The 22214-nt window shown below is 68.2% G+C and carries 19 protein-coding genes; 11 read left to right on the plus strand and 8 right to left on the minus strand.

The window, feature by feature from the left end:
• Positions 1–71: 71 nt before the first annotated feature.
• From EDF31_RS15075 to EDF31_RS15090, 4 genes are all read left to right on the plus strand, one after another.
• Positions 72–1082 (plus strand): hypothetical protein, encoded by a 1011-nt coding sequence (locus EDF31_RS15075; protein WP_131846701.1) that lies wholly within the window; start codon positions 72–74, stop codon positions 1080–1082.
• Positions 1083–1650: 568 nt separating this feature from the next.
• Positions 1651–2538 carry a metallophosphoesterase gene (locus EDF31_RS15080; RefSeq protein ID WP_165901443.1) on the plus strand — a complete coding sequence of 296 codons (888 nt, stop codon included), beginning with the start codon at positions 1651–1653 and terminating at the stop codon, positions 2536–2538.
• Between the two features lie 85 nt (positions 2539–2623).
• On the plus strand, positions 2624–3022 hold the full coding sequence (locus tag EDF31_RS15085; RefSeq protein WP_131846703.1) for a hypothetical protein: 399 nt from the start codon (positions 2624–2626) through the stop codon (positions 3020–3022).
• Positions 3023–3161: 139 nt separating this feature from the next.
• Positions 3162–3464, plus strand: a complete 303-nt coding sequence (locus tag EDF31_RS15090) for a hypothetical protein (protein ID WP_131846704.1) — start codon at positions 3162–3164, stop codon at positions 3462–3464.
• A gap of 53 nt (positions 3465–3517) precedes the next feature.
• Here the strand turns inward: EDF31_RS15090 and EDF31_RS15095 are convergent, their stop codons facing one another.
• The 3 genes from EDF31_RS15095 to EDF31_RS15105 all read right to left on the minus strand — a co-directional run bounded on the left by EDF31_RS15095 (position 3518) and on the right by EDF31_RS15105 (position 5435).
• A complete protein-coding gene (locus EDF31_RS15095; RefSeq protein ID WP_131846705.1) occupies positions 3518–4084 on the minus strand; it encodes a hypothetical protein in 567 nt (188 codons plus the stop codon).
• A gap of 302 nt (positions 4085–4386) precedes the next feature.
• Positions 4387–4584 (minus strand): hypothetical protein, encoded by a 198-nt coding sequence (locus EDF31_RS15100; protein WP_131846706.1) that lies wholly within the window; start codon positions 4582–4584, stop codon positions 4387–4389.
• A gap of 146 nt (positions 4585–4730) precedes the next feature.
• Positions 4731–5435, minus strand: a complete 705-nt coding sequence (locus EDF31_RS15105; RefSeq protein WP_165901444.1) for an Abi family protein — start codon at positions 5433–5435, stop codon at positions 4731–4733.
• 253 nt (positions 5436–5688) lie between these two features.
• On the opposite strand from EDF31_RS15105, the gene EDF31_RS15110 reads away from it, so the two are divergent.
• Complete coding sequence (locus tag EDF31_RS15110; protein WP_131846708.1) at positions 5689–6120, plus strand: hypothetical protein; 432 nt, start codon at positions 5689–5691, stop codon at positions 6118–6120.
• A gap of 235 nt (positions 6121–6355) precedes the next feature.
• Here the strand turns inward: EDF31_RS15110 and EDF31_RS15115 are convergent.
• The 4 genes from EDF31_RS15115 to EDF31_RS15130 all read right to left on the minus strand — a co-directional run bounded on the left by EDF31_RS15115 (position 6356) and on the right by EDF31_RS15130 (position 13065).
• Positions 6356–7512, minus strand: a protein-coding gene (locus tag EDF31_RS15115) for an IS3 family transposase (protein WP_131846709.1) whose coding sequence is annotated in 2 segments (ribosomal slippage) — positions 6356–7239 and positions 7239–7512 — 1158 coding nt in all. Because the reading frame shifts where the segments join, the coding sequence is not laid out codon by codon here.
• Between the two features lie 185 nt (positions 7513–7697).
• Positions 7698–10184, minus strand: coding sequence for a S8 family serine peptidase (locus tag EDF31_RS15120; RefSeq protein ID WP_131846710.1), 2487 nt, complete (start codon positions 10182–10184; stop codon positions 7698–7700).
• A gap of 27 nt (positions 10185–10211) precedes the next feature.
• Positions 10212–11372, minus strand: a complete 1161-nt coding sequence (locus EDF31_RS15125) for an ATP-binding protein (protein ID WP_165901445.1) — start codon at positions 11370–11372, stop codon at positions 10212–10214.
• Between the two features lie 496 nt (positions 11373–11868).
• The gene (locus EDF31_RS15130; protein WP_131846712.1) at positions 11869–13065 is read right to left on the minus strand and encodes an MFS transporter; all 1197 of its coding nucleotides are present in this window, start codon (positions 13063–13065) and stop codon (positions 11869–11871) included.
• A gap of 158 nt (positions 13066–13223) precedes the next feature.
• On the opposite strand from EDF31_RS15130, the gene EDF31_RS15135 reads away from it, so the two are divergent.
• Positions 13224–13673, plus strand: a complete 450-nt coding sequence (locus tag EDF31_RS15135; protein ID WP_111084650.1) for a MarR family transcriptional regulator — start codon at positions 13224–13226, stop codon at positions 13671–13673.
• Positions 13674–13737: 64 nt separating this feature from the next.
• Here the strand turns inward: EDF31_RS15135 and EDF31_RS15140 are convergent, their stop codons facing one another.
• On the minus strand, positions 13738–14733 hold the full coding sequence (locus EDF31_RS15140) for a LacI family DNA-binding transcriptional regulator (protein WP_131846713.1): 996 nt from the start codon (positions 14731–14733) through the stop codon (positions 13738–13740).
• 97 nt (positions 14734–14830) lie between these two features.
• Here EDF31_RS15140 and EDF31_RS15145 point away from each other — a divergent pair, with 97 nt between their 5' ends.
• The 5 genes from EDF31_RS15145 to EDF31_RS15165 all read left to right on the plus strand — a co-directional run bounded on the left by EDF31_RS15145 (position 14831) and on the right by EDF31_RS15165 (position 21890).
• A complete protein-coding gene (locus EDF31_RS15145) occupies positions 14831–16051 on the plus strand; it encodes a Gfo/Idh/MocA family oxidoreductase (protein WP_131846714.1) in 1221 nt (406 codons plus the stop codon).
• Positions 16048–17052 carry a sugar phosphate isomerase/epimerase gene (locus EDF31_RS15150; protein ID WP_131846715.1) on the plus strand — a complete coding sequence of 335 codons (1005 nt, stop codon included), beginning with the start codon at positions 16048–16050 and terminating at the stop codon, positions 17050–17052. The genes EDF31_RS15145 and EDF31_RS15150 overlap by 4 nt, the downstream gene beginning before the upstream one ends.
• 172 nt (positions 17053–17224) lie before the next feature.
• Entirely contained in the window at positions 17225–18217 is a 993-nt protein-coding gene (locus EDF31_RS15155; RefSeq protein ID WP_243650084.1) for a MoxR family ATPase, read from the plus strand.
• A complete protein-coding gene (locus tag EDF31_RS15160; protein WP_131846717.1) occupies positions 18217–19548 on the plus strand; it encodes a DUF58 domain-containing protein in 1332 nt (443 codons plus the stop codon). The genes EDF31_RS15155 and EDF31_RS15160 overlap by 1 nt, the downstream gene beginning before the upstream one ends.
• Positions 19545–21890, plus strand: a complete 2346-nt coding sequence (locus EDF31_RS15165) for a DUF3488 and transglutaminase-like domain-containing protein (protein WP_131846718.1) — start codon at positions 19545–19547, stop codon at positions 21888–21890. Before EDF31_RS15160 ends, EDF31_RS15165 begins: the two co-directional genes overlap by 4 nt.
• Positions 21891–22214: the final 324 nt, after the last annotated feature.

Raw genomic sequence — 22214 nt, forward strand, 5'->3', positions numbered from 1 at the left:
GCGCGGGACAGTGCCCGGGCACGCGGCGATGACCCCGGCCGCTTCGGTTCGACACCGCCCGGACCAATCGCATGAGCGAACAGGCGCCACCGCAGAACGAGTCACCGGCAACCACCGCAGAACCGGAAGGTGCGTCGCTGGTCTACCGGGGCCCGCACTCGGCGACCGTTCTCGCAACCATCGATGGGTTCCCGCGCGCTCAACACGTCCTGCCGTTGGAGGCGCAGCACATCGAGTTCATCCGAGACGCTGTCCGCGCGGTCGACCCCAGGACCCCGAAAACAGCCTACAAGCTTCTCACTGCACTGGCCGGCTTCACCACCTGGGCTCAGGAGCAGGACCTTCCCCTCACTCCCGACCGCGTCCTCACCCCGGACCGCGTCGACGAGTACCTCTCTACCGGACGTCGACGTGACCTCGCTCCCGGCACCCGCGCGACGCTGCGCACCCAACTGCGCCGGGTCGCGCGGGCCACCACCCGCACAGCCCCCTGGCCCTCCGAGACCAACTTTGCCTACCTGCGTCCAAACCGCTTCCTCCCGCCGTACACCCCGGCGCAGATCAAGCACTACTGGGACGCGGCATCGCTGCAACCGACGCTACGACTGCGGCAATACATGACGTGCCTGCTCGTCTTCGCGCACGGGGCGGGGCTTCGCAGCATCGAGATCCGGGCCCTCACCGCTGCGGACATCACCCCAGGCGTCTCGGAAGAGGTCGGATGGCTGGTTCATGCCCGCCCACGGGGAACTACTCGGGGGAGGACCGTCCCGGTCCTCCGCCGCTACAACCGAGCCGTAACTCAGCTACGGTTCGACCGCCCGACGGGGGCTCTCGCAGGACGATACGACGAAGACCCAGACGATCCGCTAGCGAAGATCCGAGGGCAGCTGCGACTCCCAACCTCCCTGCCGCCACTGGACCCTCGGCGACTTCGGAACACCTGGTTGTGCGAACATCTCGACAGAGGCGTGGCGCTCCGCCCGCTCCTCGAAGCAGCGGGAGTGAAAAGCCTGCGTATCAGCGAGATGCTGCCGTACCTGCGGGAGGTCAACGCCACCGCCCGCCTTGCGGGCAACTAGACTACGCGATTGATGCCGTCGGCCCGATCGGTCACGAGGAACCCACGTCGGAAGTTGGAGAGCCGGGCGCTTCGAGCCATCGAACGTTCAAGTCCAAAAGCCCGAACGCTATGAAATTGCCCGGCTGCTGATTCTGATTCAACGAGTACATCGAGCGACCATCGTCGTGATGCCCTTCGGCGCGTACGTGATGGTGTCCGTCGAATAGCAGTTGCGGGCGGATACCGTCCCACAACTCGGCGATCCGCTAGCGTCCGTGCTGCGTCTACGCACGGTTTCCGACGTTCCGGAGTGGGCGACGCGCAAGCATCGCGTCAACACGTTCCGAACCCCCGATCGGTGCTTCATGGGTCAGGACAATGTCGGCACCGCCGCCAGGACGCTCGTCGCCACCTCGGCGACGGTCGGCATCTCACGACGCCACCGGGAACATCCTTCGGCTTCTGGGGGTCGTCTAGTTGAACCAGCTCACACCCCGGCCAGATCGCCGGAACGGGCCGCTATTCACCCTCCGCCAGTGCCGCAGCCGAAGCCTGAGCCTGAGCCTGACATCCTTCGAAGGAGCCGAATGTCTGAACAACGCCGCCCGCCCACGCGTACCAAGCTTTCCGCCAGTTCACGACGCGTCTGGCCCACTCAAACCGGCGCACCGACCCACAACCTGACGCTTTCGGGAGAGCACACCGTCGCTATTGTCGGCGACTGGGAATCACACCGCGCCCATATCAAGACGACCCTAGACGTCATCAACCGAGAAGCCCCCTCGACCCGCACAATCCTGCACCTCGGAGACCTCCGCTTCGCCGCTCCATCGGCTGGGAGCGGCGCGCATCTGCAGTTCAGTCCGCGCTTCCTCCCGTGGCTCGACGAACAACTCCACGAGCGCAACATCGAGCGCCTGCTCCTAACACCCGGCAACCACGAGTGGTGGGAGCAGCTCCACCAGGAGTTCAGCCGACACCCTAACCGGCCCTATCGGGTGAGTCGGAAGATCTGGATCCTCCCCAGAGGTTTCGAATTCATGATCGCAGACACCACCTTCTTGTCGTTCGGCGGCGCTGCTTCACTGGACCAGGGACCAGGTTCGTCGCGTTGGAGCGAACATGAGGTGGCATCGGCAGACGAAGCAGCCGCAGTCCAGCCGATCCAGCACATCAATGTGCTTCTGCTTCACGAGGCGGTCAACGCGGGCATCGCACAGATCGACGCCATCATCAACGGGGGGACGCGGTGGCCTTCCGAACGCCTCCGCGCCAGCGAGGAGTCGCGAGAACTCGTCACCGCGCTTCGCGCACGACTCCGGCCCGACCTCACTTTCCACGGACACATGCACGTCGCAGGTAGCCACATTTCCGCAGCGGATGGCGATGTTCACGCTCTCGCTCGTGCGCCTCTTGCTGGCAGCATCGCCCTCCTCGACACACGCAAGCATGGGGTCCAGATTGTGCGCGGCTGACCCGGCCCAGCTGCGACCTGACCGCTCTACGACCGGTCCTCAGTCAGGCAATGAGTTCAGGCTCGAAGAGATGGAAACAGGAGCGATGACTCTCGTCGGCATCAACAGCGACACGCTATCGACGTTCCCCGTTGCGGTTGCGACGAACGATTCGCTCGTCACGGTCGAACGACTGGTCCTTGAACGTGGCAAGCGAGGGCCGGCCACGGACGTTGTCGTGCATCTCCGATACAACGTCGGAGAGGATCATGCTCCGGCCTTTATCTCCTTGCTCGTGATCGTCAGCGCGATCATGAGGGATCCGCTGACTCAGATTGAGCTGGAGCCGCGCGTCTACGACGAAACTGCTCCTGTTTCCTGGGCGGCGCGCCCGGAAGAAGTTCGGATTCAAGCACCGCTGTCCGCCCACTACTGGGCCACTCCGGCCGCTCTCACGGTGGACCTACGGGTCACCCCATGGCTCGGTCCTTCGCCCACAGGCTGAACTCCATCAGAACGCATGCAGCAGCTACCGACCACCCTCCGTTTGAAAGCTTCGCGTTTCGAGCGCGACCCCTCCGAAATCCTCGAGGTCAGACCGGCGGCGACAACGAGGGTTCGGTACTGCCCGATAGAGTTCGAGCGTGACTCAGAATCTAGAGATTGTCCCGGAAGCCCCCGCCGTCCAGATTGCGGGAGAGGCTGACAACGTGGCCGTGATCGACTACGACCGCATTCGCGCTGCCATCGACTTGGCCGTGTCCGCGGTTCCCCGTGACCTGGAGCGGCTGCAGGAGATGGGTGGCAAGGATCGATCGGACACGCTCGAGGAGGCAGTGAGTGGGCTCTCCGCCGCCGTCGCAGCAGTCGCGGGCGAGCTTCTGGCTGTTGCGCGGGCGGTCAAGTTTGGCCGCATCGCGGTGACGAACTTCCCCGGCGAGGACTGAGCCAGTCAGCCGGTATCCCCTCGGGTTCTTTCGGAGCCCGAGGGGTTTCGTCGTCACTGGTACAACGTGCGGCGGTAGGCGTTGAGAGCCTCGCCCGTTTCCGTCACCAAGGTCGGAAGGCGGTGCAGCAGCTGGTAGTCACGCTCGGCCTTGAGCTCTTCGACAGACATGGCCTGCCAGTCCGACGGCGGGAGCTGCATCCGAGACAGCTCGCTTGACGCTGTCTCTAAGGTGGCCCGCACGTCACCGTCGAGTACTTCGCTGATCGCCAGACTGAACTCGACCTGCAGGGCAAGGTCATCGTCGTTCGACGGTGTGCTGCTGGTCATCCGTCCGAACTCTTTGAGCGTCGAGAGGTCGAACAGAAGCAACTTTGCGACCGATCGTGCGTTGTGCTGCAGCAGCCCGGGGAGTCGCGAGAACGTCGAGATCTCGAACGCACGCCGCTCCGCAGCCCGCTGTTGCGCACGTTCCTCCTCGCGGGCCTCTCGTTCGCGCTCGGTTGTGCGCTTGTCCGTACCGCGCTGGATCATCCCGGAGCCGATGAATCCGACCGCAGCGCCTAGGAGCGGCCCGAATCCGAGCGTGGTTAGGGACTCGAGCCAGGTGACTTCTGCCATGCAGCAACGCTAGACGAAGCAGACGCACCGAGGTCCTCCTCGGGTTCCTTCGGCCGCTCGGGGGGGGGGGGGCAGAGGTCCGGAGCTTCGCGAAACTGGGTGGCGGTCTGCCCGTTGACGTCGTGACCGCCGATCTTGATGAACCGCCGCCCATCATGCTGCAGCGAGTCCGGAACGGGCCCCCGAACCCAGACGCGCACTTCGCGCTGATCGACCTGTCGAAGGTGCACTAGATTCTTTGGGGGTCGTCGTCGGCGGTGACGATCACGGGGAGCTCGTCGGGCTCTTCGACAGGAGGCATGTCAGTCGTCGCTTCGGAAGTAGTCCGGCGCGATCTGACCGAGTCGGTCGTCGTCAGTGCCCGTGACGTCTTCGAGGAAGACATGCCGGACGATGTCGAAGTGGCCGTGCTTGTCGTTGCTGTACCAGACGTCGACCACACGGAAGCGGCGGTACCCACGACCCGCGTCGAGAAGCCCGTCGCCTCTCGCTAGGGGCACGTGGTATTACTCGTCCTGCCATCCAAGCTCACCGTCGACCCAGTAGGTGTTGGTCCAAGGGTGCTGATCCTCAACGCGCATGCCGCCAGGGTATCGGCAGCAGTCCAACCGCTCGGAGTTGAACCATGAGTGCGAGCGAGCGACCCTCACGTGAGGCGGAGCTTGCGCTCCTTCACGAAACGCTGGAACTCCTGCGCCTGAGCCCCGAACTCGTCGTTCTTGACGAACCACTTTTTGGCGTCTCGGCTGACGGCATCAATGACGTCGCTGATCACGCGCCTCTTACCGACCACGTCAAGGTGGTAGATCGGTTCATGGTGAGCTACGCGGTTGCGGAAGTCGTAGGCGATGCCCAGCCACTGCGCCAAAGTGTCGGTCGTCGTTCGGTCCTGCCGCCCCGGAAACGCCTTCGTGAGAGCCTCGTCCCAGATGCGCTGCTTCGCCATGTGAGTGCTGCGAGGGGGGAGCAGGTAGCGCCAGGCGCCAAAGCTCATCTGGGCCAGAACATCGTCATGCACGACGGGCCGCCCTGACTTCCGAAGTGCCTTGGCCGCCTTCGTAGCAGCGTCAGACAGGTCACGACCGCCGTCGTAGAAGCAGGCCTTCAGCATGGGAGCAGGGCTCAACGTCCAGTCCTCCGTGCCGACCACGTCCTGGTTCCATGTACGAAGCTGCTGGTCCATGGCGTTACGCACGATGACCTCGCACATCTGGATAGCCTTGAACGCGCTCCCGGCCAGCCGAAGGTTGAACTCGTAGAGCTCCGCGGCAAGCTCGACGTCGTTCCGGCAGTGTGCCAGGTACTTGCCGAAGCGCGGTTCGCTCACCAGCGTGGCAAGTTTGGCGTTCACAGGGGCAGCGTAGTAGCGTCCCCTCCGAAGACGCGAGTTCATCCGACGCGTTTACGCTCGAAGTCGCCCGTCAGCCTTGTCGTTGACGGGCGCTTTGCGTTTCACGGCCTGTACCGCGTCTCGCCAGACCCAAGCGGCGTTGGCGGCTTGCCCGACCCCAACCGACGAGCACAGCGCGCTCCGTATTCGGTCACGCCGACGCTCCGCTGATTCGCCTTCCGTCGCCGTCGGTGCCTTGGGCTAGGTTCCGACCATGAGCTACGCCGTGGAGCACGACAACAACCGTGACGGCCGAGCAGACGGCCCCTATCGAACTGGCGTGTACAGAACAGTCGCCGAAGCGAAGGCTGCTGGCGACCGGCTGGCGGCGAAGGAAGGGCTTGCGAACATCGTGGTCCGCGACGAGGGCGACAAGGTGAGCGTCTTCGCCGGCAACGTGGTCTCCGAACTCGTCGAGGACGAGTGGCGCGATCGCGGCATCTTCGATGTCCAGAACTGGTGGCCGAAGCTCGATGATTGCACCCGTACATGGCTCCTCGAGCACGCTCAGGAGCGGATCCCGACTGAAGTGCTCCGTCGTGTCGTGGCAGCAGGGGGCGTCGTGCCCGGAACCTTTAGGGAGGGCCAGGACTGCGAGTTCCGCTTCCCCGAAGCCGCGGTTGCTTGGATCACCGCACAGCGCTAGCGCCCGAGCCGTGACTGCTGCAGCGATGCCTGGCATGGCGCAGCTGAGTGGACTGCAGCGCGGGCAGCGTTGGGCGTACCGAACCGAGGAAGCTCAGCACCAACTCGACGTGCTGCAGAAAGCAGGGTCAGCCCGGTCTCTGCATGCGCTCGTTTGCCTTTAGGGTGTCGTTTAGTTCGACTCGGGTCGTCGAACAGTAGGAAGGGACTGCTGTCGATTCAGTTGACTCGTTGGTTTAGGCCGCGAGTGCGACCTGTGGGTTGATGATTGCTTCGTACTCGACGGGCGTCAACTTCCCGAGCCCGCGTTGTCGACGCTTCCGGTGATAGGTGCCCTCGATCCAGTGCACGATCGCGACGCGCAACTGTTCCCGGCTTGCCCATCGTCGGCGGTTGAGGACGTTCTTCTGCAGCAGCGCGAAAAACGACTCCATCGCCGCATTGTCCGCGCACGCACCAACCCGACCCATCGAGCCGAGCAGCCCTGCGTCCTCGATCGCCCGCACGAAGCGCTTCGAACGAAACTGGCTGCCCCGATCGGAATGGACGACCGTTCCGTCCGGGTTCCGGCGGGAGATTGCCATCCGCAGGGCCGCGACCGCGAGCGAAGACCGCATCCGGGAATCGATCGAGTACCCCACGATCCGGCGGGAGCAGGCGTCCTTGACGGCGCAGAGGTAGAGCTTGCCCTCGCTCGTGTTGTGCTCGGTGATGTCCGTCAACCACAGCCGGTCCAGGTCTGGTGCGATGAACGTCCGCCGGACCCGATCGTCATGCACGGGCGGACCCGCTTTCCGGTGCAGTCCCCGCTTCTTGGCGTGCAACGACCAGAGCCGCTGCTGCGAGCACAACCGCCACACCCGCCGCTCCGACACGAGATGGCCGGCGGCGGTCAGGTCGTCTGCGATGAACCGGTACCCGAACGTCGGGTCGTCCCGGTGCGCATCGACGGCGGCGTTGGTCAGATGCGCGTTCACCCAATCGCGGCGGCTCACCGGGTTCTTCCGCCAGGCATAGAACGCTTGCTTCGAAAAGCCCAGCACCCGGCAGGTCACCGCGACCGGAATCCGGTCGGCGGCGAGCTCAAGGACCAGCGGGTACATCATTTTGGGAGGTGCGCTTGGGAGAGATACGCGGCCGCACGGCGGAGGATCTCGTTCTCCTGCTCCAGCTCCAGCAGCCGGTTCCGTTTCCGCAGCTCGCGCAGCTCGACGTTCTCCGTCGTCGTGGTCCCGGATCGGGCCCCGTCGTCGATGTCTGCTCGGCGGAGCCAGTTCGTCACGGTTCCCTCGGAGATCCCGAAGTCCTTCGCGACCTGCGTCAAGGAGAGCTCACCCCGACGCGCGACCGCGATCACGTCGCGTCGGAACTCCTCCGGATAGGGCTTGGCCATGATCGACATCCTTCCAGCGAGGACCACGTCCCCACAGGTCAGGAGTCAACCGAACCGACAGCAGTCCCATGCTCTCGCTAGCAGGAGGACAACCCCCGACCAATTATTTCCGACACGGGCCCAACCGTGCTGCTAGTTTAGCAATGGTTGAGTGGGCGCGTGCCCGCGCAGGTTCACACTCAGGCTCATACAGCTGCCTCGACGCGGATTGCTGTGCGAAGGTCTTGGAGTTGAGCGCCAGAACTGATGAGGCCAGAGCGGATCTCGTTGAAGACGTTCTCATCGCCTGAGGGGTCGGAGATTGTCAAAACGAGTGAGAATGGCACTCCTTCGTCGGGGAGGAGGGTGTTGCTGCGCATCTGATATCCGATGTCGACTCGCCAGTCGGGGGACTCGCCTCGCCCCAGGGGCATTGTGGTCGCGTACGTCTTCAACGGATACCACTTGCCGAGCGCGGTGATGCGTTCGCGCTCATTGGCGTGTTCGATGCCGGTGAAGAGGACGTGTGTCTCCTTCGCCTGCCCCCTGAAGCCGTCCCCATTCGCCTGCTGCAAGGCGGCCTCCACGTTCACACGAACGCGCTCGTCGCCGTGCCGTGGGTCGAGCAGTGGACGGTGTACGAGAGTCAGGCGGATTTCACCCTGGCTCTTCCCGTCAGCGGTGGTGAGAGCTGCGGGCCAGGTGATCGGGAATTGGATTCGCCTGCCAGGCAGCAGCGTGTCGTGAATGACGAATGTCATCTCGGAGGCGACGCCCTCGAGCATCTGTTCAACAGTTGCAGGGATGCCGTGACCGACGAGGCTGCGGCCGTAGGGGTGCGCGTCCTTCCAAGACTTGGCGGTGAAGACGGATGGCATGGTACTGAAGTGCGTCATCAGGGCGATGAGCGTCTCTCTGCTCACCGCTCCCTGAATCGCAGCGTCGAGACCTGCGGCCTTACGTGCTGCGAGAGGAGCGGCGAAGCTTGTTCCATGTACGGAAACCCGATTACCGGTCGCGTCGAGAGCCGACAAGTTTGATGGTTCGAGCTTTGACGGAGCTGCTCCGCCAACTTCCGCAAGGTCGGGTTTGTTCGCAGAAGGCGTGTGGATGCCGCGCGGTGTGTACTGCGTGGGCGCATGCTCCACCGCCGCGAAGAGGCCCGGGGGATTCACCGCCGCGACCGAAAGGTTGGTGAGACTTTCGGCTGGTGCGTAAACGCCGCCCACCGACCTGTCGCCCGCCATGAACAAGGGCACCTCTTCGCCACGAAGGGGCCACGGGTCGCGTTGCTCATGCATAGATAGATTGCCGGCAGAGATCACGAATAGGACATCCTCGGCAAGCGCGATCGTGTCGAGTGCCTCGGCAGCGTGACTATAGCCGCGACTGCCTGGCGGCGTTCTGAAACGATAAGACAGGTTGAACACTCGAACGCCTGCCTCGTCGCGGGCTCGCCGCACCGCCGACCGGATCTGCCCGAGAAGATCCTCCAACGAGGAGTAGTAGAGAGTCGTCCTACTCTTCGCCGGGATTAGGTCTAGGTCGTACACGTCACATGCGTCGTCGGCCACCAGGTAGGGGTTGAACCAGTGGCCCCAAGCGATAAGCGACGCAATGCCACTTCCATGGTTGAGTTCGGTTCCGATCTTGTCGTAGTCATCGACGACGCCACTGCGCCCGACAACTGCAGAGTCCGTATATCCAGCGACACCGCCATCAATCACCCCGACGATTGCCCGCCCTTTGGAGGGCGGCGGGGGCGCGGACTCGTTCGCTTCGAAGCCCTCGGACTCGTACTCCCAATCATCCACGTCCTCGTCCAGTGAAACCTCGCGGACCACCGCGCTCGATTCGAGGTCTGCGAGAATTTGACGGAAGTTAGTGACCATGGACGATCGGTTCCCGGCGAGCCGCTGTTCTGCTTCGGCGACGGTTCCAGACGCCAGCGCGGCCTCCGTACGATCGGCGCTCAGTTCCGGCGGCCTGAACCTCGTCTGGACTGACGGCAACGCGTCGAGAGGCGTCGAGTACGAGACGAGGTCGGTTTCAGAAATGTACGCATTCAGCGTCGCATGTGCCGCGATCGATGCTCGCCGCGCCGTCTGCAGTGCCTCGTTGGTCGAGGACGCTTCTGGTAGCGCGAAGGTCGATACACGCAGGCCCGGCAGCACGGCTTGGGCCAGCCATTCCTCGGCGTCGTTGAGTGAGAATCGTCGCGCCAGTTCCGGCGACCACAACGAGACCGACTGGATCGCACTGACTTCCGAGCGCTCCTTCGACGGCACTGGCCGCTCCTTGCCTGACTGATCTACCTCGGTCGCGACGATCTCCTCGGCCGATGCAACAAGGTCGCGCACCTCACCTAGCAGTGTCGATGTCGTCGCGAAGATCAGTTCACCGTAGCGCTGCGTCCCAACGTGTGTTGCGAGACGAGCGCGGAACAGAGAACCGAAGGGGCGGTGGGACTTCGCGAGAGCATCGCCCCGCATCATGACTCTCAGATGAATCAGCGGTTTGTCGACCTCGGCGGCCACTATGCCCGTCAGGTCGGCGACCAATGCGTCCCGATGCTCGGCGAACGCCGCGTCTCGGCCAGCGTAGAAGTCATGACCACCACCGCCACCCGGCGCATCGCGGTCCGCACGAAACTGCGCAGAGTTGAGAACCAGTTGGACCGGTGCATTCGCCATCGTTGACCCCCTTGCCGAGCGTGATGCCTATCCTTGCATCCACCTCGCGACAGTTCGGCGATCCCGGTCAAAGAGCTGCCCAATTTCGCCGCCTGTCATACCCGCCGAATCAGCAAGCTCCCTGGCCAGGTCTGCGTCGGAGCCAGCCAAGGCGCGGTTGGCGTCGCTGCGCAGGTGCGCGCTGTTGTGGGACGTCGCGCGCAACAGGGCTGCTTGCGACATGGTCATCCCTGACAGCACCCAAGCCTTGGTCAGCGTGAGCACCAGTGATCGAACGTCTGCACCCGACCGACCTTCAGTCGCCCACACAACAGCTTTTGCCAGTGACGGTGGAGACCCGAGATGCGTCAGATACACATCCGCAATCTGACGCCGGAGCTCCGCGTCGGGCAGACCCAGCTGAATCTGATGCTCGAACCGGCGCCAGATCGCTGCATCCAGCAGCTGGTCGTGGTTCGTAATCGCGATCGTCAGCCCCACATCAGCGCGCTTGTCGAGGTTCTGCAGTAACGCGTTCACCACCCGCTTGATCTCGCCAACCTCGTTCGGGTCGTCTCGAATCTTCGCCACTGCGTCGAACTCGTCCAACACCAGGACGGTGTCATACCGGTTACAGAAGTCGAACAACGCCCCCAGATTGCGAGCTGTGTTGCCGAGGAACGACGAGATCAGCCCATCGAGCCGTGCGATTACAGCAGGTCGGCTCATCCGCGACGCCAGGTTCAGAGCGAGGGTCGTCTTTCCCGTGCCAGGCGGGCCGTACAGCAGCAGTGACCGGCTCACTGCGAGGCCGGCTGCATGAAGCGCCTCCTCATGAGTCCATTCGCGGACGAGGCTCTCGAACGCGGCCTCCGCGCGCTCCGGCAGGATCGGTTGCGCCGGTCCTGCATCCGGGAACACCACCTCACAAAGCGGAGCACTGGTCTCCCGATCAACCGGTAGCGAGGACTTCGTTGATAGGCGCGGTGGCGTGCGTGTTGCAGGAGCCGCGCTCGGCACGAGGTTCAACGGCTCAACCGCCTGGACGCGCGACGCTCGGTCCAAGATGCCGCGGAGAGAACGAGCCTCGTTGGCGCGGCCGTCAGCCGCGAGCGCACTCTCCAGACGCTCAATCTGTCGAGTTACCGCGGCTCGCCCGCCACCGAGCGCCGTCCGCGCCAACGCCTCAACGACATCAAAGTGCTCCACGTCGACCAAAGTACGGCACTCCTGTGACACTCAGCACGCTCGATGTGACACAAACGGAGCCTGAATGGACACCAAATCGGCATGAACGCGCCCCGGTGACCCGTGGGTGCGACATCGCTCTGGCCGTCGCGGCCAGCGAGCGGCCGGGCGTTTCGAGCCATGCTGCTCGTCGTGCCTGCCGTACAGGTCCTGTCGGCTGGTTGCTCTGCTGCCTCGGGCGCCAGCTACGCCTACGCAATGTCATCCCGGCCGACGGCTGTGCCAAACGCCACCTCCATGCTGTGCCGCACGTCCTCCGGACTACGGGCTCCTTCCGCGCAACTACGGGCCTCGGTGGAAACTCGTTAACTACCCGCACTCCATGAAACCCCGGTCCGATCGGACCGGGGTTTCGTCGTCTCCGTGCTGGTCTGCACGCCGCGTGAACCAGGTTCCGGACACGGCACCGCGGAACGGCGTGGTGCTGTGTCCGGAATCTGGTTCCGCCGGGCTGCCGTCAGGCCGTCGCGATGCTCCCTGTCGAGGTCAGCTCGCCAGCGCCGCGCGAACGCCCACGCCGCACGGCACCCATGGCGACGAGCGTCAGGGCCACGGCGGCGAGGGTGATCCCGGCGCCCGCCCAGATCGGCGACGTGTAGCCGAGCCCGGCGGCGATGGTGAGCCCACCGATCCAGGCACCGAGCGCGTTCCCGAGGTTGAACGCCGCGATGTTCGCCCCGCTCGCCAGGGTCGGCGCGTGGTCCGCGTACTGCATCACGCGCGTCTGCAGGGCTGGCACGGTCGCGAACCCGAAGGCGCCCATGAGCACGAGCGCGATGACGGTCAGCACGGGCGACGTCGCGACGAGGGCGAACAGCCCGAGCACCACGGTGAGGGCGACGAGCACGACGAGCAGGGTCCGGTCGATCGAGCGTGCGGCGAGCTTGCCGCCGACGAAGTTCCCGACGAACAGCCCGACGCCGAACACCACGAGCAGCCACGGCACAGCTGACGACGGGAACCCGGACACCGAGGTCAGCGTGTACGCGATGTAGGTGAACGCCCCGAACATCCCGCCGTAGCCGAGCACGGTCATGCCGAGCGACAGCCACACCTGGCCGGAGCGGAAGACCCCGAGCTCGCGGGCCAGTGACGGGGTCTCGGTCTGGCGGACGGCGGGGACGAGCACGAGGACGCCGACCAGGGCGACGACACCGATCGCGACGATGGCCCAGAAGGTCGAACGCCAGCCGAGCGCCTGGCCGAGGAACGTGCCGAACGGCACCCCGAGCACGTTCGACGCTGTCAGCCCCGTGAACATCAGGGCGACCGCCGAGGCGCGCTTCGAGCGCTCGACCATGTTCGCGGCGACGACGGAGCCGATGCCGAAGAACGCTCCGTGGCAGAGTGCCGCGATGACGCGTCCGGACATCATCACCTCGTAGGTCGGTGCGATCGCGGACAGCGTGTTGCCGATGATGAACAGCACGAGCAGCCCGAGCAGGACGGGCTTGCGGGGGAGCCGGGTGGTGGCTGCGGTCAGGCCGAGGGCGCCGACGATGACGGCGAGTGCGTAGCCGGTGACGAGCCACCCGGCCGTGGTCTCGGTGACGCCGTAGTCGGCCGCGATCTCGGGCAGCAGGCCGGTGATGACGAACTCGGTCAGTCCGATGCCGAATCCGCCGAGTGCGAGGGCGATGAGTCCCGCGGGCATGGGGGTTCCTTCCGTTGTGCGGTGGCGCTGTGCCGCGTACGCTGGTTGTTGCAGACGCGCGGTATCGATAGTTGCACACGCGGGGTATCAGCGCAAGCAACTGCACGCGCCCGCAACGACCGCAGCGACCGACCGCGCAGCCGACCAGAAGGAGCCCGATGTCCGTCGACGACACCTCCACCGCTGTCCGTGCCCACGGCTGGCGCACCCTGGCGGCACTGCACGGCCTGATCGAGACGCGACTCGAGCGCGCGCTGCGCGACGTCGACCTCTCCGTGGTCGAGTACACCGTGCTCGATGCCCTGCGCCGGCAGGACGGCTTCCACATGCGCATGCAGCAGCTCGCCCGCGCAGCTGCCCTCAGCCCGAGTGCCACGACCCGGCTGGTCAACCGACTCGAGGAGCGTGCGCTCCTCACCCGCGTGCTCTGCGCCGACGACCGCCGCGGGCTCTACACCGAGCTCACCCACGCCGGTCAGCGGCTGCTCGACGCGGCCACGCCGATCCACGCCGCTGCGCTCGAGGGGGCGCTCGCCGAAGCGCGCGAGGTCCCGGAACTCGAAGAACTCGCGGTCGCGGTCGACCGGCTCGAGGGTGCCACGGTCTGATCCGTCGGCCGGGAGGCCCGGATCACCGCCGCCCCGCGCGCTGCGGTCGTGCGGCGGCGGCGTCTCAGGCCCGCGGCGGCGCCGTCGTGGACCGCACGACGAGCGACGGTGGCACCAGGACCCGGGTCGGGGCGGGCCGTTCGGCCGCGCCGACGAGCTCCACGAGCCGATTCGCCGCGAGCCGCCCGACCTCGTCGTTGTGCGGGTCGACCGTGGTCAGCCGCAGCAGGGGTGAGGCGGCGAGCGGGGTCTCGTCGTTGCCGACCACCGAGACGTCCTCGGGGACCCGGAGTCCGGCTTCGCGCACGGCGGCGATCGCGCCCATCGCCATGACGTCGTTCGCGGCGAACACCGCCGTCAGGTCCGGGTGGTCCCGCAGTGCGCGGCGGGTGCCCTCGTACCCGGTCGTCTCGGACGTCGGGCCGTCGCCGTAGACCAGCGGCGCGATGCCGGACGCGACCATCCGCGCGACGGTGCCCTCGCGGCGGGCCGCAGCCGGGCCTCCCGAGCCGGTGACGTGGACGATGCGGCGGTGACCGAGTCCGATCAGGTGATCCGCTGCCAACCGGCCGCCGGCGGCCTCGTCCGAGGCGACGACGTCGAGCCCGCCGGGCACGTCGGCCCGGGCGCCGGCGACGACGACGGGGGTGTCGTCCGGCACGACGAGGTCGGGGAAGCCCTCGGCGGCGAGGACGACGCCGTCGACCCGCAGTGAGACGAGGTCGTCGAACGGCGAGGAGTCGAGGTGGGCGTTCGCACGGGTGTCCGCGAGGGTGAGCCGCAGGCCGTGCGGTGCGAGCGCGTCGCGGATGCCGTCGAGCAGGGGGACGAACCACGGGTTGCGGAAGTCGTCGACGATGACGCCGACGGTGCGGGTCCGGGTGCCGGCGAGGATCGCGGCGGCGCGGTTGGGGCGGTAGCCGAGCTCGGCGGCCGCCGCGAGCACGGCCGAGCGGCGTGCGTCGGAGACGCCCGGATCGTCGCGGAGCACCATCGAGACGAGTGACTTCGAGACGCCGGCACGGGTCGCGACGTCGATGATCGTCGGGGGTCGTGACACGCGGCTCCTTGACAGGACATGGGGTGGTCGGGCTACAGTCTACCGACACGTTCTGGAACGTTCCAGAATCGGCACCGGACTTCTCGAAGGAGAGAACATGAGCGACAGCATCGGCGTCGCCGTCATCGGGGCGGGCATGGCGGGCAAGGCCCACATGGCCGCGTGGCGGAACGCACCCTCACTCTTCGCCCCGACGCCGCCGCCCGTGCGGCTCGTGTCGATCGGCGACGTGTACGAGCCGTTGGCGGCCGAGGCTGCGCAGCGCTTCGGCTACGCCCGCCACGACACGGACTGGCGAGCCATCGCCGAGGCCGACGACATCGACGTCGTGAGCGTCGTCGTCGCGAACAAGCTGCACCGCGAGATCGTCGAGGGGCTGCTGGCCGCCGGCAAGCACGTCCTGTGCGAGAAGCCGCTGTCGGACTCGCTCGAGGACGCACGGGCGATGGCCACCGCGGCCACCGAGGCATCGCAGCGCGGGCTCGTCGCCCGCGTCGGCTTCACCTACCGCCGCGCCCCTGGCCTCGCCGCGATCAAGCAGCTCGTCGAGGACGGCACGCTCGGCCGTGTCCTGCACGTCTCCGCCCGTTACTGGACCGACTACGGCTCGTCGCCCGACGTGCCCTTCTCGTGGCGCTTCGCGGGTGCCCCCGGCACCGGAGCCCTCGCCGACGTCGGCTCGCACCTGGCGTACGTGGCCGAGTTCCTGGCCGGCGAGGTGCAGAGCGTCAACGGCGGCATGTTCACGACCGCCATCACGAAGCGCCCGATCGCCGCCGGGTTCGCCCTGCGCGGGCAAGCCGTCCCGCTGACGGGTGAGTTCGCCGACGTCGAGAACGACGACTACGCCACCTTCAACGCACGCTTCGGTGACGGCTCCGTGGTGGGCTCGCTCGAGGTGTCCCGGGTCGCCACGGCGCACCCGAACGGCCTGGTCATCGAGGTCTTCTGCGAGAACGGTGCAGCGCGCTGGGACCAGGAGCGCGCCTCGGAGATCGGCCTCGCGCTGCAGTCCGACGGCTCCCGCCTCGGTGGCTACCGCCAGGTCGTCCTCGGCCCGGACCACCCCTACGTCGCCGGAGGCATGGCGATGGACGCGCCCGGTGTCGGCTGGGGGCAGAACCAGATGTTCGAGTACCAGGCACGCGCGTTCCTCGACGAGGTCGCCGGCGTCGCGGACCCGCTGCCGGCCAACGCCACGTTCGACGACGGCGTGCACAACATGGAGATCCTCGACGCGGTGGCACGGTCCGCCGGGGCCGGTGGGGCCTCCCTCGAGGTGCCGTCCGTCCGCACCACCGAAGGAGCGCACGCATGAAGCTCGGTCTCTACAACGCCATCTTCCACGACCGGCCGCTCGCCGAGGCCCTGACGGCCATCGCGGGCAACGGCCTGACCGGCATCGAGCTGAACACCGGCGGCTTCCTGCCGCCGGTGCACGTGCCGGACATCGACGCGATCCTCGAGGACGACGCAGCACGTGACGCCTTCCTCGCGCAGTTCGAGGGCACCGGGGTGTCCATCGCCGGCCTGAACTGCAACGGCAACCCGCTGCACCCGGACCGAGCGATCGGTCAGGCCCACGCCGAGGACATCCGGCGCAGCATCCGTCTCGCCGCCCGCCTCGGGCAGGACCGCGTCGTCACGATGTCCGGGCTGCCGGCCGGCGAGCCCGGCGGCACCCGACCGAACTGGATCGTGAACGCCTGGAACTCCGCCGCGCTCGACGTCATCGAGTACCAGTGGAGCGTCGCGGTGCCGTTCTGGCAGGAGATCGACGCCCTGGCGCGGGAGCACGGGGTCAAGGTCGCGCTCGAGCTGCACCCGCAGAACGTGGTGTTCAACCCGGCGACGATCCGCGAGCTCGTGCAGCGCGGTGGCCTGACGAACACCGGCGTCGAACTCGACGCGAGTCACCTGTTCTGGCAGCAGATGGACCCGGTGGCGGTCGTCCGCGACCTCGGCGACCTGGTCTTCCACGCCGCCGCGAAGGACGTCCGGATCAACCCGCACGCGGCCATCAACGGCGTGCTCGACAACTCGTTCCGTCGGCTGTCGCCGGACGAGCCGCGCACGAACCTCGGTGGCGACGAGTGGGCCAACGAGTGGCCGAAGCCGTCCGCGTGGGACTTCGTCGCGCTCGGCAAGGGCCACGACGAGGCGTACTGGTCGGCGTTCCTCGAGGCCCTGCGCGAGGTGGACCCGGACATGTGGGTCAACATCGAGCACGAGGACACCGAGCTCGGTCGCGAAGAAGGGGTCGCGGTCGCCGCGAAGGTCCTGCTCGCAGCCGACACGGCGCTCACGACGCGCGCGTGAGTCGCGTCTGAGACGCACCACGTGATCCGGACGGGAGGCCCGTGGGACGTGCGCCGATCGGCGCACGTCCCACGGGCCTCCCGTCCAGTGCGCATCGGTGACACGCCCACCGGGCGCTGTCACCGGACCGATGTAGCATGCACGACACCTGTCCCGAGACGAGGAGCCCTGCGTGCCGGAGCCGACCGACCCCGCCTTCCCCCTCGAGCGCATCCGAGAGGTCGGCGACGCCATCGTCGCGTCCGTCTCGACGGTGATCGACGGCAAGACCGAGGCGATCCGCACCGCCCTCACCGTGATGCTGGCCGAGGGACACCTGCTCGTCGAGGACGTCCCCGGCGTCGGCAAGACGGTCCTGGCGAAGGCACTCGGCGCCTCGGTGGGCGGCTCGGTGAACCGCATCCAGTTCACGTCCGACATGCTGCCGTCGGACGTCACCGGGGTGAACATCTTCGACCAGTCCTCTGGCACGTTCCGGTTCTCACCGGGGCCGGTGTTCGCGAACGTCGTCATCGGTGACGAGATCAACCGCACCAGCCCGAAGACCCAGTCCGCCCTGCTCGAGGCGATGGCGGAGGCGCAGGTCACGGTCGACGGCGTGACCCGGCTGCTCGACCGCCCCTTCATGATCGTGGCGACGCAGAACCCGATCGACATGGAGGGCACCTACCCGTTGCCCGAGGCCCAGCGTGACCGCTTCATGGCGCGCATCACGATGGGGTACCCGAGCGTCGACGCCGAACGGCAGATGCTCGCGAACCGCGGCGGCGGCGACCCGCTGTCGCACCTGCGACCGATCGTCGACGTGACCACGCTGCGCGGGATCATCGAGGCCGTGGCGAACGTCCACATCGCCCCCGACGTCGAGGCGTACGTCATCGCGATCGTCCGCTCCACCCGCACCCACCCCGACCTGGTGCTCGGCGCCAGCCCCCGCGCCACGCTGCACCTGGCCCAGGCAGCCCGTGCCCACGCGGCGTTGCTCGGCCGGCCGTTCGTCACGCCGGACGACGTCGCCGCCCTGGCACCGATCGTGCTCGCCCACCGGCTCGTGCCGGTGGCGCGGGGACTCGGCGGCACGGGCGAGGACACCGTGCGCGAGATCGTCGTCCGCATCGTCTCCGACACCGCCGTGCCGTTCACGGCGACCCCCGTCCGCTCCTGATGCCCGGCCGATCGGCACCGTCGTCGCTGCTGCGGCGCACCGGTGCCGCGCGCTCGACGCTCGGGCGCTTCGGCCGCCGCGGGCTGTCCCTGCTCCGGCGCACGCCGTTCCCCCGTCCGACCGTGCGCGGCTGGACCGTCATCGCGACCGGCATCGGGCTGATCGGGGGCGGACTCGTGGGCACCACCAGCGTCGCCGTCTCGGCCGGGCTGCTGCTGCTCGTGCTCGTCGTGCTCGGCATCGTGATGGCGTTCGTGGTCGCCGCACCGCTCCGGGGCAGCCGGAGCACGGCCCGCGCGATCGTGCAGGTCGGCGAGGTGTACCGCGAGCGGATCACCCTCGGCAGCACCAGTCTGCCGATCGGACCGCGGTCGACCCTGCTCGTCCGCGAACAGCTCGAGGACGCCTTCGCCAGCGCGTCCGAGGCGGAGACCTACGCGCTCGTCGGCCCGGGCCTGCCGCCAGCGGTGCTCGACGTCGAGGCACTCGCGATGCACCGCGGCCGCACGCTCGTCGGACCCGTCACCATCCGGGTCGAGGACCCCTTCGGCCTGCTCCGCATCGACCGCCCGGTGGTGCCGGCGGAAGAGGTCGTCGTCGTCCCCACGAGCGCACCCCTCGCCGCGATCGACACCGGCGCCCTCGCCGGGGCCGTCTCCGCCGACGAAGGACGGGTCGGGCAGGGCGGGTCCGCCGACGACAGCGAACTCCGGCCGTACCGTCCCGGCGACCCCATCCGTCGGGTGCACTGGGCGCAGAGTGCCCGCCGCGGCGAACTGCACGTCCGGCAGACCACGCAGGCGCAACCACCCGAGGCCGTCATCGCGCTCGACGTCCGGCGCGAGTCCTACCAGGGCCTCGGGCGTGAGGACCTGGCGGAGCTGTCCGACCTGGGCGGTGACCAGGCCTTCGAGCACGCGGTCGTCGTCGCCGCCAGTGTCGCCCGCGCCCTCGCCGCCCGGACCTCGCGCGTCGTGCTCGTGAGCGACGGACCGTCCGGCAGCACCCGGCACGCCGGTGACGTCGGCGGCCTCACCGACGTGCTCGTCGGACTCGCGGACGTCCGGCTCCGCAGCGACGCCCGTCCGGTCACCGAGGTCCTGCCCGAGGTGCGCGGGCGGGACGTGCACGGCATGACCGCGGTGGTCACCGGCAACTGCACCGCCGAGCAAGCGGCCGAACTCGTGACGGCGACGAGCGGATCGAGCCGCGGGATCATGGCGACGATCGTGCCGCCGGACCCGGTGGTCCGGGGGATCCTCGACCGCGGCGGTTGGCGCACCCTCGTGGTGCCGGTCGCCGGGGCGACCGCGTCCGGAGCCGCACGGTGAGCGGCGCCGCTGCGTCGTCGCGTCGACCCGTCGACGTGCGTGAGGTCCTGGACCGCGACGACGACACCCGTGACACCCCGAGCACCTGGGTCGTCGCGCTCGCCCCGGTGCCCGTGCTCATCGCCGCGCTCGCGATCCGCCCGCTCGTGCAGGGCACCGCCTGGTGGGTGTCCGGCGTCGTGGTCGTCGCGGTGCTCGTGGCCGTCATGCTCGCGGTGCGTCGCCGGGCCCCCGGGGTCCGGTTCGTGGCACTCGTCGCCACCCTCGTGCTGTGCTCGTGCGCCGCCGCCCTGGTCAACGACGTGCAACCCCTCGGCTGGCTCGACGCCGACGGGGCGCTGGGCGAGACGCTCGCCGCCATCCGCCTGAACCCCGCGCCGTTGCCGCAGACCGACGCGATCCGACTGGTCGTGACCGTGTCGATCGCCTGGGTGGCGGGCGTCTCGTTGTTCCTCGCCGCGATCGCCCGGATCCCGTCGCTCGCCGCCGCGCCCGCCCTCGTCATCCTCATCGTGCCGGGGATCATCACCGGACAGCCGGCGGGCACCGCACTCGTGATCACCACGGCCGTCGCCTTCCTCGCCCTGCTGTGGCTGTCGGTCCGACCCGTGCAGCGAGCGGTCCCGGCCGCGGTCGTCGGTGCGATCGGGCTCGTCGTCGCGATCGGCCTGCCCGCGATCGTGCCGCTCAACGCGAGCTGGCTGTCCGGCGTCACCGGGGCCATCCAGTCGCCGATCCAGCCCGGGCGACCCGGCACCCTGCTCGAGCTCGGCAACGACCTGCGGCAGCCGAGCGAACTCGAGGTGCTCCGCTACCGGTCGTCCGACGGCCAGCCCGAGTACCTCAAGCTCGCCGACCTGGACGAGTTCGGCACCGGGGACTGGGTGCCGACGGTGACGAACGCCGCCGAGGCCGACACCGCCGACCAACAGCAGTGGGCCGAGGGCGTGAACCCCCGCCTGGCGACGCGCGGTGACGTCACGGTCCGGATCACCGGGCTGTCGAGCACGTACCTACCGGTGCCGTCCGGGGCGGTGTCGATCGAGTCGCGTTCCACCAACCTCGACCTGTCGCAGTGGCGCTGGATGGGGTCCTCGAGCACCGTGCGGTCCACCGGTCCGGCCACGCCGCGCGGTGCGACGTACGAGGTCTACGGTGCCTCGACCTTCGCGAACGCGTACCTCGACGCCGTCGCGGCCTCGGGTGTCCTGTCCCGTGCCGACGGCCGGGGGTTCCGCGAGCCGAGCGGCGACCAGCTGCAGACCGACCTGACGCTGCCGAAGGACCTCCCCGCGAACATCACGTCGACCGCGGAGCGGGTGGCCGGGGCCGCGTCCGACGACTACGCCCAGGCCCGCGCCCTCGAGCAGTGGTTCCGCAGCGACCTGTTCACCTACTCCGAGACGGCCCCCGTCGAGCAGGGCTACGACGGCGACAGCATGGACGTCGTCTCGACCTTCCTGCAGGTGCGCGAGGGCTACTGCGTGCACTTCTCGTCGGCGATGGCCGTGATGGCCCGGACGCTCGGCATCCCGTCCCGGATCGCGGTGGGGTACCGGGCCGGGGCGGCGCAGCCCGACGGCGAGTACGCGGTGTCGAACCGGCAGCTGCACTCCTGGCCCGAGCTGTACATCAAGGGGGCCGGGTGGGTCGCGTTCGAGCCGACACCGGACTCCGACGCGGCAGCGCAGCCCTCGACCGAACCCACGGAGACCCCGACCGCCGCGACGCCCGAGTCTCCGCTGCCCGCGCCCGAGCAGTCCGCACCCGCCGAGTCCTCGGCGACGTCGACCCCCTCGGCGTCGGCGCAGCCCGGTGCGGCCGGTGCCTCGGGTGGCAGCGGTCCGGCCGGCCTGCTGTTCGGCGCGGCACTCGTCCTCGCGTTGCTCATCGCCCCCGGACTCGTCCGAGCACTCCGACGGCGGTCGCGGTTGTCGGCCGTCGCCGCTGGTCGCTCACCCGCGGTGAACGCCTGGCGTGAGGCCCTCGACGACGTCGCCGACCACGGCTACGCCCCGGGGCTGGCACCACCCGGTGACGCAGGGGCTGCGGCCCGGACTGCCCGAGCCGTCCTCGGGCGACTCCGTCAGGTGCTGCCGCCGTCGGCACTCCCGCACCTCGACGCCGTGGTCGACGCCGTCGACCGTGAACGGTTCGCGGCCGGCGGGGTCGCAGCGGTCGACGGCGAGGCGCTCGTGCAGCACGTGCAGCAGGCGCGGGAGGCGCTCGACGCCTCGGTCTCCGGTGGACGGGTGCTGCGGTCGCGCCTGCTGCCGCCGAGCCTGCTGCCGTCGTCGGCGTGGTCGCACGAGGGTCGTCGGCGCTCCCGTCGCCCTGCCTGACCCCGCCTGACCCCGGAGTCTCGGCTGGTGCGAGGTTGACGGCTCCGTGCGGCTCTACAAGCGGGCACCGAGCGGTCAACACGGCACGGGATCGCCGCGGTCGCACCGTGCGCCGCAGCGCCGCGCCGCGCCGCACCGTGCGGGGGTCGCCGGGTGGTGCGAGGGTGACGGCTCCGTGCGGCGCTACAGCCTGCCACCGAGCGGTCAACGCGGCACGGGATCGCCGCCGCCGCACCGTGCGCCGCCGCGCCGCGCCGCCGTCGCACCGTGCGAGCGTTGCCGGGTGGTGCGAGGTTGACGGCTCCGTGCGGCTCTACAACCGGG

The organism is Curtobacterium sp. PhB142 (genome assembly GCF_004341255.1).
Classification (GTDB): domain Bacteria; phylum Actinomycetota; class Actinomycetes; order Actinomycetales; family Microbacteriaceae; genus Curtobacterium.

What these genes read in the sequence shown, in the direction of transcription:
- EDF31_RS15075 (WP_131846701.1), top strand. Translation starts at nt 72, where the DNA reads ATGAGCGAACAGGCGCCACCGCAGAACGAGTCACCGGCAACCACCGCA.
- EDF31_RS15080 (WP_165901443.1), top strand. Translation starts at nt 1,651, where the DNA reads ATGTCTGAACAACGCCGCCCGCCCACGCGTACCAAGCTTTCCGCCAGT.
- EDF31_RS15085 (WP_131846703.1), top strand. Translation starts at nt 2,624, where the DNA reads ATGACTCTCGTCGGCATCAACAGCGACACGCTATCGACGTTCCCCGTT.
- EDF31_RS15095 (WP_131846705.1), bottom strand. Translation starts at nt 4,084, where the DNA reads ATGGCAGAAGTCACCTGGCTCGAGTCCCTAACCACGCTCGGATTCGGG.
- EDF31_RS15110 (WP_131846708.1), top strand. Translation starts at nt 5,689, where the DNA reads ATGAGCTACGCCGTGGAGCACGACAACAACCGTGACGGCCGAGCAGAC.
- EDF31_RS15120 (WP_131846710.1), bottom strand. Translation starts at nt 10,184, where the DNA reads ATGGCGAATGCACCGGTCCAACTGGTTCTCAACTCTGCGCAGTTTCGT.
- EDF31_RS15130 (WP_131846712.1), bottom strand. Translation starts at nt 13,065, where the DNA reads ATGCCCGCGGGACTCATCGCCCTCGCACTCGGCGGATTCGGCATCGGA.
- EDF31_RS15135 (WP_111084650.1), top strand. Translation starts at nt 13,224, where the DNA reads ATGTCCGTCGACGACACCTCCACCGCTGTCCGTGCCCACGGCTGGCGC.
- EDF31_RS15145 (WP_131846714.1), top strand. Translation starts at nt 14,831, where the DNA reads ATGAGCGACAGCATCGGCGTCGCCGTCATCGGGGCGGGCATGGCGGGC.
- EDF31_RS15150 (WP_131846715.1), top strand. Translation starts at nt 16,048, where the DNA reads ATGAAGCTCGGTCTCTACAACGCCATCTTCCACGACCGGCCGCTCGCC.
- EDF31_RS15160 (WP_131846717.1), top strand. Translation starts at nt 18,217, where the DNA reads ATGCCCGGCCGATCGGCACCGTCGTCGCTGCTGCGGCGCACCGGTGCC.